Here is a 7232-nt window from a genome sequence, read left to right on the forward strand (position 1 = left end):
GATCGGGCTGGGCGTCGCGACGGCGCAGGCCGGCGCGCTGGCGGCGGCGCGCGGCGTCGATCTGGACGGCGCCGCGACCCCGATCGGCACGGGGTGCCGGATGTGCCACCGCAGCGCCTGCCCGCAGCGGTCGGCGCCGCCCACCGGCCGCGCGCTGCTGGTCAACGAGCGCGAGCGCGGGGTTTCCGCCTGGGGATTTGCCGGCGACTAGGGCACGGTCAGCGCAGCTTGGCGATCGACAGTCCGTCGGCCTTGGCGCGGTCCCTGGTCGATTCCTCGCTGCGCTTCAGCGCCTTGGCGATCGCCTTCAGCGCCATGCCCTTCTTGGCGAGCGTATGCAGCTTCTGGATTTCGTCTGCGGTCCACGGCTGGCGGTGGCGCTCGAACGTCTCGCCCTTGGCCATCAGAATACCGCCAGCGCGGCGTGGAGCGTCAGCGCGGCGAGCGCGAGCGTGGAGGCGAGGAACAGCATGAAACGCGGCTGTACCCGGTTGACGGTCGTCTGCACCAGACTGTGCGCGATCCGCAATGCGACATAGGCCCAGGCGATCCAGGCGTTGACGCCGTTGCCGGTGCCGGTCAACGCGATCACCCCGCACACCGCATAGAACAGCGTCGGCTGCTCCATCAGGTGGTTGTAGTTATGCGCCTTCCACTGGATGTGCGGCGGCAGCGCGGCATCGGCGTCGCTTGCCTTCGATCCCACCAGCCGCGCCAAGTCGACCCCCGCCGCGCGCATCGCGGGCAGGCGCGTCGCCAGCATCCATACCAGCATGACCAGCGTCCAGCCGACCAGCACCACCACCGGGCGCAGAATCTCCGCGTGCATGAAAAAGCCTCCCCCGTACCGTTACGAGGGAGGCTTCTCACATTTCGATCGGGGGCGCTATCAGGCGGGGAAGATCGACGCCCACTTGCGCACCGGGCGGTCCTTCCACAGGCCGCGGTGATAGGCGTCCGACGCCAGCAGCGGCATGACCGAGCCGGCCTCCGCGAACACCATCTGCTCGATCGCGGTGTTCACCTTGCCCCAGCTGGCCGCTTCCTGCAGCGTGGAGGACGAGCAGGCGCCGTCGCGCACGTCGGCGACGGTGATCTGCACCGCGTACTTGTGCACCTCGACGTCGTGGTGGCCGAGGATCTCGGCGCAGACGACGGTGTCCTGGATGAAGTTCTTCGGCACGCCGCCGCCGATCATCAACAGGCCGGTGACGCCCGCCTCGATCTTGATCTGCGTCAGCTCGCGGAAGTCGGCGATCGCGTCCAGCACCATGTACGGGCGGCCTTCCTTCGCGGCATCGACCTGATGCTTGACCAGCCCGAAGCCGGCCGAGCTGTCGACGAACGCCGGGCAGAAGATCGGCACGTCATGCTCATAGGCAAGCTTGACGAGGCTGTTCTCCTTCTTGCCGTGCTCGGCCAGGTACTTGCCCATCTCGCGGATGAACGCGCGCGACGAATAGGGCTTGGGCTCCAGCGACTCGGCGATCTTGTTGATCGTGAAGTCGCAGTCCTGCAGCTGCTCCTCGTCGATGTAGGTGTCGTAGATGCGGTCGATGTACAGCGAGCGCAGCGTGTCGTCGTCGGGGATCTCCAGCGCCTGGTAATGCTTGTGGCCCAGCCCTTCGAAGAAATCCATGTCGACGATCGAGGCGCCGGTGGCGACGATCACGTCGACCATGTTGTTGCGCACCAGATCGGCATACAGGTCCATGCACCCGCCCGCCGAGGTCGAGCCGGCGATGACGAGGCACACCGTGCAGTCCTTGTCGGCCAGCATCTGGTTGTAGATCTTCGTCGCGCGGCCCAGGTCGCGGCTGGTGAAGCTCATGTCGGCCATCGCATCGACGATCGGGCGCGCGTCGAAGCTCTTGATGTCGATGTGCTTGACCGTCTTCGACAGCAGTTCCGCCTTGCGGGTGTCGTTGATCGGCGCGTTGGCGGCCGCGGTCTTGGTGAGGGTGTCGGTCATGGGTGGCTCCCACAGGGTAACGCACGTCGTTGAGGGGGACGCGAAAACCCGCACGGCGGCGGCGCGGGGATCGTCCCGCACCGCCGCCGAATCAGTGAAGTCGTTCGGTTACAGCGTGACGACGTTGCTGGCGACCCGCGGCGCCGCCGCGAGATACAGCGACACCATCGGCTCGTCGGTGGCCACCACCGTCTCGTCGGAGGTGAAGCCGTTGAACGCCGTGCGCATCGCCGCGCCATAGGCGCCGAGCATCCCGATCTCGATATAATCGCCGACGGTCACGTCCGCGGGCAGCGGAAACGGCCCCGGCATGTGATCCAGATCGTCGCAGGTCGGACCCCAGAAGCTGAACGGATGATCGCGGACGGTCGATTCCGGCTCGCGCAGCAGCGCCACCGGATATTTCCAGCCAATGTGCGCGGCATCGAACAGCGCGCCATAGGCCCCGTCGTTGATATACAGTTCCTCGCCGCGGCGACGCTCGACGCGCACCACGACCGAGCTGTATTCCGCGCACAGCGCCCGGCCCGGCTCCGCCCACAGTTCCGCCGAATAGCTGATCGGCAGGCTTTCGAAGGCGCGGTGGATCGTCTCGAAATACAGCTCCAGCGGCGGAGGCACCATGCCCGGATAGGCCGACGGGAACCCGCCGCCCACGTCGATCACGTCCACCGTGACGGCGGCCGCGACGATCGCCTGGCGCACGCGCTCCATCGCCTCGGCATAGGCGTTCGGCGTCATCGCCTGCGACCCGACGTGGAAGCAGATGCCCAGCGCATCGGCGACCTGGCGGGTAGCGAGCAGCAGCTCCTTGGCCTCATCCGGCGCGACGCCGAACTTGGCGCCCAGCGACAGCTTCGAATGTTCCGACGACACGCGCAGCCGGACGCATAGCGTCAGGTCGGTCGCGCCGCGGGTGGCGCGGACGATCTTCGACAGCTCTTCCATGCTGTCGAGCGAGAAGGTGCGCACGCCGTGCGTGAAATACGCCTCGGCGATCGCTTCCTCGGCCTTGACCGGGTGCATGAAGCAGAGCGTGGCGCCGGGCACGGTACGGGCGACCAGACGCACCTCTGCGATCGACGCGACGTCGAACGTCGTCACGCCATTGTCGTAGAGGATGCGGATCAGGTCGGGCGACGGGTTCGCCTTCACCGCGTACATCGAGCGGCCCGGAAACTTCTCCGTGAAGAAGCGGGCGGCCCGTGCCGCTGCGTGCGGACGGACGATCGTCACCGGCTGAACCGGCCGACGGGCGGCGATGTCGATCGCTCCACCGATGGAGGTGGCGGAAGCGGTCGAGGGGGCAGCTAGCCCCAGCGCGCGATGATGCTGGTGCAACTCAAGGGACCTCCAATTGCCTTGCGGCATACGGTGACAAAAAGCTGCCTTGCGGTTGGAAGTCCCATGGGGCAGCGGAGGCGCGAAATATGATCGACGTTCGGCCTTGTAAAGTGGCTGATGCGACGAAAGGTGCAAATGTGACGTTTATGCGACAGCCGACGCGCGCTGGGGTACGGGACGCCGCGGCCAAGATCGCGCAAATCCTGCCGCCGACCCCGATTTTCACCCACGACATCAGTGGGATACCGATCGTCTTCAAGGTGGAGTCGTTACAGCCGATCGGTGCGTTCAAGATTCGCGGCGCGTGGCACCGGCTGACCGCGATGAGCGACTCGACGCGCGCGAAGGGGGTCGTGGCCTTTTCGTCGGGGAATCACGCGCAGGGAATCGCCTGGGCGGCGCGGCGGCTGGGGATGACCGCGACGATCGTGATGCCCGCCGACGCGCCGCGCGCGAAGCGCGAGTCGACGCTGGCGCTCGGTGCCGAGGTGGTCGACTACGACCGCACGACGCAAAGCCGCGAGGCGATCGCCGGCCAGCTGGCGGCGGCGCGCGGCGCGACGCTGGTTCCCAGTTTCGACGACCCCTGGGTGATCGAGGGGCAGGGCAGCGCCGGGATCGAGGCGGAGCGGCAGATGATCGACGCGGGGCTGGGCGCGCCGACCCATGTCGTCGTGCCGTGCGGCGGTGGCGGCCTGTCGGCGGGGATCGCGCTGGCGCTGAAGGAGGCGCGGATCACCGTCGTCGAGCCGGAGGGTTGGGACGACATGCGCCGCAGCCTGGAGGCGAGCTGGATCGAGCCGGTCGGCCCCAATCCGCCGCCGACCGCGTGCGATTCGCTCCAGACCCCGCAGGTCTCGCCGCTGACCTTCGACGTGCTGTCGCGCCGCGACGCGACCGGCGTGGCGGTGAGCGAGCGCGAGGTCGCCGCGGCGCAACGCTGGGCCGCGCAGCGGCTGCGGCTGGTGATCGAGCCGGGCGGCGCGGCGGCGCTGGCGGCGGTGCTGGCGGGGAAGGTGCCGCCCGAGCCGGGGATGCTGGTGATCCTGTCGGGGGGCAATGTCAACATGGAAGCCTATGCCCGCGCGCTGGCGGGGGAGGTGGCATGAACGCGATCGCCGGCGCTGCGCCCGCGATCGCGATGCTCGGCGCGGTCGCCTGCCTGATCGGCGGCGGCTATCTGATCGCCACCGGCCGCGACCGGAAGAAGGGCGCGCTGATGCTGGTGATGGCCGCGGTGCTGGTAGGCAACGTGCTGATCGGGACGATGTGAGCGGGCGTCGCGCTGGCGGAGGAAGACCCCAGCCTTCGCGGGGTGACGGCCGGGAATTCGTCGCCCCAGCGCAGGCTGGGGCCGCTGTCGGCTCTTGCTGCACCTCCAGGCGGCGCGCCGCGGGTAACGCCCGCGTCGTCGGACGGCGGGATGCGCCGCCGGCCGCGCTGGCGCGCGAGGCGCGGATCAGCGGTGCCGATCCGCCCGCGCCAGCGTCACTTGATCGGGCTGTTCGGATCCAGGCGCATGTCCAGGTACGTGTCGACCGACTTCATCAGGTCGTCCAGTTCATGCTCGAAGAAGTGGTTGGCGCGCGGGATCACGTCGTGGTGGATCGTGATGTGCTTCTGCGTGCGCAGCTTGTCGACCAGCTTCTGAGTCGCCAGCGGGGTCGCCACCTCGTCCTCGGCGCCCTGGATGATGATGCCCGACGACGGGCACGGCGCCAGGAAGCTGAAGTCGAACATGTTGGCGGGCGGGGCGACCGAGATGAAGCCGCGGATTTCCGGGCGCCGCATCAGCAGCTGCATCCCGATCCACGCGCCGAAGCCGAAGCCCGCGATCCATGTCGACGACGCCTCGGCATGGAAGCTCTGCACCCAGTCGAGCGCGGAAGCCGCGTCGGACAGTTCGCCGATGCCGTTGTCGAACGTCCCCTGGCTCTTGCCCACGCCGCGGAAGTTGAAGCGCAGCGTCGCGAAGCCGCGGCGCTGGAACGTCTTGTACAGGTTCTGGACGATGCGGTCGTTCATCGTGCCGCCCGCATTGGGATGCGGGTGCAGGATCATCGCGACCGGCGCGCGCGGCTTGGGAGCGGGGGCGAAGCGGCCTTCGATGCGGCCTTCGGGTCCGGGAAAGATGACTTCGGGCATGGTCACTCTTGTTCTTTTGGGCGGGCGTTGGGCCGCGCGGAAAGCGCGCTATATAGGGTCGCCGTGCGATAAGGGAACGTTTCTTGACCGCAACCGCTGGCCCGAACCCGGACGGGCGCCTGTATCTGGACCATGCCGCCACCACGCCGATGACCGCTGCCGCGCGCGACGCGGTGGCGCAGGGCCTGCGCGACTGGGCCAATCCGTCGTCGCCCCATGCGGAGGGGCGTGCCGCGCGCGCGCGGCTGGAGGCGGTACGCGGCGCGGTCGCTGCCGCCTATGGCTGGCGCCACGAACTGCTGTTCACCAGCGGGGCGAGCGAATCGCTGGCGATCGGCATCGGGCGCGCGATGCGGGCGCGCCGGTTCGTGTCGGCGGTGGAGCATGACGCGGCGCTGCGCGCGGCGGGCAGCGCGCCGGTGCTGCCGGTCGGGCCCGACGGACTGGTCGACATGGCCGCGCTGGCGGATGTCGGCGACGCGCTGGTCGCGGTGCAATGGTGTAACAGCGAGACGGGCGTGAGACAGCCGATCGCGCCGATCGCCGCAGCGGTCCATGCGCAGGGCGGGGTGCTGCTGGTCGATGCGGCGCAGATGCCCGCATCGGCCGAGCTGGCCGAGCATGCCGATCTGGTCGCGGTGTCCGCGCACAAGCGCGGGGGCCCGCCCGGCGTCGGTGCGCTGCTGGTCCGCGATCTGGCGCTGCTCAGCCCCAGCGGCGGGCAGGAGCGCGGCTATCGCCCCGGGACCGAGAATCTGCCGGGCGTGCTCGGCTATGCCGCCGCGCTGGCCGAGCCGGAGCCGGACCATGCCGAACTGCGCGCGTACCTCGACGACGCGATCCGCCGTTCGGGGGGCGAGGTGGTGGCGGATGCCGCGCCGCGTCATGCCGCGATCGGATCGTACCGGATGCCCGGCGTCGCGGCGGCGGCGCAGCTGATCCGCTTCGACATAAGCGGGATCGCGGTCTCGGCGGGCAGCGCCTGCGCCAGCGGCAGCCTGAAGCCCAGCCACGTCCTGCGCGCGATGGGGTGGAACGAGGAGTCGACCCGCGAGGTGGTGCGCGTCAGCTTCGGCCGGACGACGACCCGAGACGAGGTGGAGCGGTTCGTCGCGGCATGGCGCGCCGTGGCGAAGGATGCGCGGCGGGTCGCGGCGTGACCTACCTCGATTACCAGGCGACCACCCCGCTGGCGCCCGAGGCATTCGAGGCGATGCTGCCGTGGCTTCGCGACCAGCACGCCAACCCCCATTCGCCGCACCGCGCCGGCCGCGCCGCGCGCGCCGCGGTGGAGGTGGCGCGCGATCGCGTCGCCGCGCTGCTGCCCGCAGGCGGCCGCGTCGCCTTCACCGGCGGGGCGACCGAGGCGCTCAACTGGGCGATCAAGGGCGCGCCCGCCGGGCGGGTGGTGACGATCGCCACCGAACATGCCGCGGTGCTGGATGCGGTCGCGGCGCGCGGTGGCGATACCGTCGTGTTGCCGGTCGGCGCGGATGGGCTAGTCGACATGGACGCGGCGCGCGGCGCGATCCTGCCCGGCACCGCGCTGGTCGCCGTGATGCTGGTCAACAACGAGATCGGCGTGATCCAGCCGGTCGCGGAGCTGGCCGCGCTCGCGCGTGATGCGGGTGCATGGATGCTGGTGGATGCGGTGCAGGGCTATGGCCGGGTGCCGATCCCCGATGGCGTCGATCTGATCGCGATCTCCGCGCACAAAGTCCATGGTCCCAAGGGGATCGGGGCCTTGTGGCGGCGCGACGGGATCGCGCCC

The 7232-nt window shown here is 69.6% G+C and carries 10 protein-coding genes; 5 read left to right on the forward strand and 5 right to left on the reverse strand.

Translation table 11 applies throughout. The features are described 5' to 3' along the window. The coding region (locus AX685_RS17970) for a short-chain fatty acyl-CoA regulator family protein (RefSeq protein WP_197418689.1) at nucleotides 1-211 on the forward strand (211 nt) is incomplete at its 5' end. A 7-nt stretch (nucleotides 212-218) separates the two neighbouring features. On the opposite strand, the gene AX685_RS17975 is transcribed toward AX685_RS17970, so the two are convergent. From AX685_RS17975 to AX685_RS17990, 4 genes are all read right to left on the reverse strand, one after another. Next, complete coding sequence (locus tag AX685_RS17975) at nucleotides 219-404, reverse strand: hypothetical protein (RefSeq protein WP_066491099.1); 186 nt, start codon at nucleotides 402-404, stop codon at nucleotides 219-221. After that, a complete protein-coding gene (locus tag AX685_RS17980; protein WP_066491100.1) occupies nucleotides 404-829 on the reverse strand; it encodes an MAPEG family protein in 426 nt (141 codons plus the stop codon). Before AX685_RS17980 ends, AX685_RS17975 begins: the two co-directional genes overlap by 1 nt. A gap of 60 nt (nucleotides 830-889) precedes the next feature. Continuing rightward, nucleotides 890-1972: a 1,9-bis(guanidino)-5-aza-nonane synthase gene (locus tag AX685_RS17985; RefSeq protein ID WP_066491101.1), complete on the reverse strand. Its 1083-nt coding sequence runs from the start codon at nucleotides 1970-1972 to the stop codon at nucleotides 890-892. Between the two features lie 108 nt (nucleotides 1973-2080). Continuing rightward, the gene (locus tag AX685_RS17990; protein ID WP_066491102.1) at nucleotides 2081-3313 is read right to left on the reverse strand and encodes a type III PLP-dependent enzyme; all 1233 of its coding nucleotides are present in this window, start codon (nucleotides 3311-3313) and stop codon (nucleotides 2081-2083) included. A 149-nt stretch (nucleotides 3314-3462) separates the two neighbouring features. On the opposite strand from AX685_RS17990, the gene AX685_RS17995 reads away from it, so the two are divergent. Both AX685_RS17995 and AX685_RS22890 read left to right on the forward strand, forming a co-directional pair. Then, nucleotides 3463-4425: a threonine ammonia-lyase gene (locus AX685_RS17995; RefSeq protein WP_066491104.1), complete on the forward strand. Its 963-nt coding sequence runs from the start codon at nucleotides 3463-3465 to the stop codon at nucleotides 4423-4425. After that, a complete protein-coding gene (locus AX685_RS22890) occupies nucleotides 4422-4589 on the forward strand; it encodes a hypothetical protein (RefSeq protein WP_197418690.1) in 168 nt (55 codons plus the stop codon). Before AX685_RS17995 ends, AX685_RS22890 begins: the two co-directional genes overlap by 4 nt. Nucleotides 4590-4804: 215 nt before the next feature. On the opposite strand, the gene AX685_RS18000 is transcribed toward AX685_RS22890, so the two are convergent. Next, nucleotides 4805-5461 carry an alpha/beta hydrolase gene (locus AX685_RS18000; RefSeq protein ID WP_066491109.1) on the reverse strand — a complete coding sequence of 219 codons (657 nt, stop codon included), beginning with the start codon at nucleotides 5459-5461 and terminating at the stop codon, nucleotides 4805-4807. A gap of 83 nt (nucleotides 5462-5544) precedes the next feature. Here AX685_RS18000 and AX685_RS18005 point away from each other — a divergent pair, with 83 nt between their 5' ends. Together AX685_RS18005 and AX685_RS18010 are read left to right on the forward strand one after the other, a co-directional pair. Beyond that, entirely contained in the window at nucleotides 5545-6621 is a 1077-nt protein-coding gene (locus AX685_RS18005) for a cysteine desulfurase family protein (RefSeq protein ID WP_269450507.1), read from the forward strand. Further along, a partial coding sequence (locus tag AX685_RS18010; RefSeq protein ID WP_156445914.1) for a cysteine desulfurase family protein occupies nucleotides 6579-7232 on the forward strand: 654 nt, incomplete at its 3' end. The genes AX685_RS18005 and AX685_RS18010, both read left to right, overlap by 43 nt.

Origin of the sequence: Sphingomonas sp. CCH9-F2 (assembly GCF_001556735.1) — a bacterium.
GTDB classification, from domain to species: domain Bacteria; phylum Pseudomonadota; class Alphaproteobacteria; order Sphingomonadales; family Sphingomonadaceae; genus Sphingomonas; species Sphingomonas ginsenosidimutans.